Raw genomic sequence first — 3,649 nt, forward strand, 5'->3', positions numbered from 1 at the left:
ACCGGATTCTGGTACGCGACTGCACGTCGTTCGGCCTGCCTGGTTACGTCAGGGTCGGCGTCCGCGCCGAGCCGGAGAACGACCTCCTGGTGCTCAAACTCGGCGAGTTTCGGAGGAGGGGCCGATGGGAAGGATAGTTTTCGTACTGGGGGGCGCGCGAAGCGGCAAGAGCGAATGGGCAGAAAAGCGAGCGCTGGAGATGGAAGCGGAGGGACGGGCCGTGGTCTACCTCGCCACCTGCGAACGCCGCCCGGGGGACGCGGAGATGGCCGACAGGATAACAAGGCACCGCTCCCGACGGCCGGGGACATGGCGCACCGTGGAGGCACCCTACTCCGTGGCGGAGGAGTTCGAGGGGCTTGGCCCGGGCACGGTCGTGCTGATGGACTGCCTCAGCCTGTGGGTGAGCAATCTGCTTCTCACGGTCCCCGAGAAGGATTACGGGGGCGCATCCGATGAGCTGCTGAGTAGGGTGGACGACTGCCTCAAGGCGGTCAGACGATCGTCCGCCGACCTGATACTGGTGTCCAACGAGACGGGGTGCGGAGTCGTCCCGTCGTCTCGGCTGGGCAGGCTCTACCGCGATATCCTGGGATGGGCCAACCAGGCCGCCGCCCGCGAGGCAGACGAGGTCTGGCTGCTCGTGGCGGGCCTGCCGCAGAGATTGAAGTAGTCCACGCACCGTTTTGCACTCTCCCGCCTGGCGGGATGACGACGATAAGGAGAAAAAATGACATCTCTTCAGCGAACGATCGACGCAATCAGGCCCCTGTGCGGGAAGTCGATGGAGGCCGCACGCAGCCGCCAGGGCCGGCTCACAAAGCCGCAGGGGAGTCTCGGACGGCTGGAGGAGCTCTCCGTAAGGCTCGCCGGGATAATGAGAACCGCTCGCCCCGTGATAAGCGACAAGGTAATACTGACGATGGCGGGCGACCACGGGGTTGTGGACGAGGGAGTCGCCCTGTACCCGAGGGAAGTCACGGTTCAGCAGGTATTGAACTTCCTCCGAGGAGGGGGAGGGGTGAACGTTCTCGGCAGGCACGTCGGAGCGAGGGTTGTCCTGGTGGATATGGGCGTCGATCATGACTTCGAGCCGGCGGAGGGGCTGCAGATCCGCAAGGTCGCGCGCGGCACCGCGAGCATGTTCAAGGGGCCGGCGATGACGCGCGAGCAGGCGGTTCAATCGATAGAGAACGGCATAGCCGCCGCGCTCCAGGAGGCCGAAGCAGGGATGGACATACTCGGCACCGGCGAGATGGGCATTGGGAACACAACGCCCTCCACTGCGATAGCGTGCGCGGTCACGGGAGTCGCCGTCCCGCTGGCGACGGGCAGGGGCGCGGGGCTGACCGACGAGGGGTTCAGGCGCAAGGTGGAGGTGATCGAGGCGTCGCTGGCGCTCCACAGGCCGGACCCGACCGACGGTCTTGACGTGCTGTCGAAGGTGGGAGGCTTCGAGATAGGGGGAATAACGGGCTGCATCCTCGGGGCCGCATCGCTCGGGATCCCGGTGGTGGTGGACGGCTTCATCTCGACCGCGGGAGCGATCATCGCCGCGCTACTCTGCCCCCCGTGCAAGGAGTACATGATCTACTCGCACAAGTCCGTGGAGGTCGGGCACGAGCACATGTTCGAGTTTCTGGACGCAAGGCCCCTGCTCGACCTCGGTCTGCGCCTGGGGGAGGGCACCGGGGCGGCGCTCGCGATCTCGGTCGCCGAGGCCGCGGCCAAGGTGCTGGACGAGATGGCCACTTTCGAGAGCGCCGGGGTCTCCGGTCCCCTCGAGTCCGGCGGGCTGACGGACGAGGGTTGAATTGAGAGCGCTGGGCGACTTCTTCGGGGCCCTCGGCTTCCTGACGATCCTTCCCTGCCCCAAACGCTTCGCCTCCATAGACGACTACAGCAGGATATGCGGCTGGTTCCCCATTGTCGGGGCGGTGCTCGGTGGCATACTCCACCTCGTGGCACGTTTCCTCTTTTTCGCCGTCCTCTCGCCGCTGGCGGCGGCGGCCTCGGTGACGGTCCTGTGGGCCATCTTGACCAGGGGCCTTCACCTGGACGGACTAGCGGACACCTTCGACGGCATAGGGGGCGGCTACGACCGGGAGTCGCGCCTAGCGATAATGAAGGACAGCCGCCTCGGCACATTCGGCGGCATCGCGATCGCCTCCGTGCTGCTGCTCAAGTCCTCTCTGCTGTCGGGCCTGGGCGGACACCTCCAAGCCCTGTGGCTCGCGCCCGTGACCGGGAGGTGGAGCATGATCATCGCAATGCGTTTCTTCCCGCCCGCCCGGCCGGGCGGCATGGGGGACACCTTCCGCGCACTCTGCAGGGGGCATCAGCTCATACTGGCCTCGCTGGCCGCACTTTGGGCTGTGCTGCTGCTCGGCGGACTGCGCGGACTACCGCTGCTGGTCATAGTGCCTGCCCTTGTGTACCTGCTTTCACGTTGGCTGTGCCGAATGCTGGGCGGCCTGACGGGCGACTCCTACGGCGCGCTGTGCGAGATAACCGAGCTGGCGACGCTGGTATTCTTCGCTGCTCTGTAGTCGAGAATTATCGGCAGATAAAAAACCTGTAGACCCTCTATTGACAAAGTAGACCGGATGGTCTAACCTGTCAGTCGCACTCTGATTTTTTGGTTAGGAGGTGCGACTTGAGAGCGCGTTTAAGGCGGCTGGACGAAGAGAAGAGGAGAAGCCTGATAGACGCGGCTATCGACGAGATAGCGGCCAACGGAATAGAGGGGGCTTCGTACAACAGGATAATCGAACGCTCCGGCCTCAGCAAGGGCGCGGTATACTACTACTTCGAGAACAAGGAGAGTCTGTACGGCATGGTCCTCGAGGAGGTGGAGCGGGAGTTCCTGGAGGCGGTCGGCACTCTGAAGATACCGGATGACAGGGACGCCTTCTGGGATGTGTGCGGGTCATACTACAGGAAAGCGCTCGACTTCGCTGTCTCGAATATGAAGACTGTGGAGGTGGCCAGGAGCCTGATTGAGCCGTCGAGCGGAGCGACGCCCGGCGCCCCCGCATACGAATCAGTAAGAAGGGTGATGCGGTGGGTCTCATACGCCCTCAGGAAAGGACAGGACCTGGGTGCACTTCGCTCAGACGTGGCACCCGAGCTTTTATGGAAGATGGTGCGAGCCATCGGTCACACGATGGACTCGTGGCTGTTCGACAGGCTCGACGACGAGGATCAGGTGGACGCAAAGGAATTCGTGGAGTTCGCGATGGATATGTACAGAAGGGTTCTTTCGCCGTAGTACGACCGGATGCGGAGGGTGCGTCTTTCACGGCTTCCTGTGCCGTGGGAGGAGCGGCGGACCTCCGACATGAAGCCGTCTTGCTGTTGGTCTAAATGTTTTTGAAAGGTTGGGGAGCGATGGTCAAGAAGTTATTTTCAAGGTTGAGCGTTCTGTTGTGGGTCGTGCTTATCTGCGCCGGAGGGGTTCTCATGGTGTTTCGGATCCATGCGAGGCTTGAGGCCGCCGCCGCGAACACGGCGGCTCTCGAGGCCGAGAAGGAGCCGGCCGTCCCGGTCGACGTCGAGAGAATCAAGCGGCGCGACTGGGAGATCTGGCGCAGCTACTACGGACAGGCCAAGGCTGGACGCAGCCAGTCGGTCTCCACCTATGTGAAGG

6 protein-coding genes are annotated in these 3,649 nt (G+C 63.5%); all 6 read left to right on the forward strand.

The annotated features are described in order from the left end of the window. The coding region (locus GX181_09225) for a hypothetical protein (protein ID NLM72121.1) at positions 1 to 137 on the forward strand (137 nt) is incomplete at its 5' end. After that, the gene (gene cobU, locus GX181_09230) at positions 125 to 673 is read left to right on the forward strand and encodes a bifunctional adenosylcobinamide kinase/adenosylcobinamide-phosphate guanylyltransferase (GenBank protein ID NLM72122.1); all 549 of its coding nucleotides are present in this window, start codon (positions 125 to 127) and stop codon (positions 671 to 673) included. The genes GX181_09225 and cobU, both read left to right, overlap by 13 nt. A gap of 57 nt (positions 674 to 730) precedes the next feature. Next, the gene (gene cobT / locus GX181_09235; protein ID NLM72123.1) at positions 731 to 1,813 is read left to right on the forward strand and encodes a nicotinate-nucleotide--dimethylbenzimidazole phosphoribosyltransferase; all 1,083 of its coding nucleotides are present in this window, start codon (positions 731 to 733) and stop codon (positions 1,811 to 1,813) included. A gap of 1 nt (position 1,814) precedes the next feature. Then, positions 1,815 to 2,549, forward strand: coding sequence for an adenosylcobinamide-GDP ribazoletransferase (gene cobS, locus GX181_09240; protein ID NLM72124.1), 735 nt, complete (start codon positions 1,815 to 1,817; stop codon positions 2,547 to 2,549). Between the two features lie 107 nt (positions 2,550 to 2,656). Then, the gene (locus GX181_09245) at positions 2,657 to 3,271 is read left to right on the forward strand and encodes a TetR/AcrR family transcriptional regulator (protein ID NLM72125.1); all 615 of its coding nucleotides are present in this window, start codon (positions 2,657 to 2,659) and stop codon (positions 3,269 to 3,271) included. A 191-nt stretch (positions 3,272 to 3,462) separates the two neighbouring features. Next, on the forward strand, positions 3,463 to 3,649 hold a 187-nt coding region (locus GX181_09250; protein ID NLM72126.1), incomplete at its 3' end, for a hypothetical protein.

Source organism: Synergistaceae bacterium, from assembly GCA_012521675.1.
GTDB lineage: Bacteria > Synergistota > Synergistia > Synergistales > Aminobacteriaceae > JAAYLU01.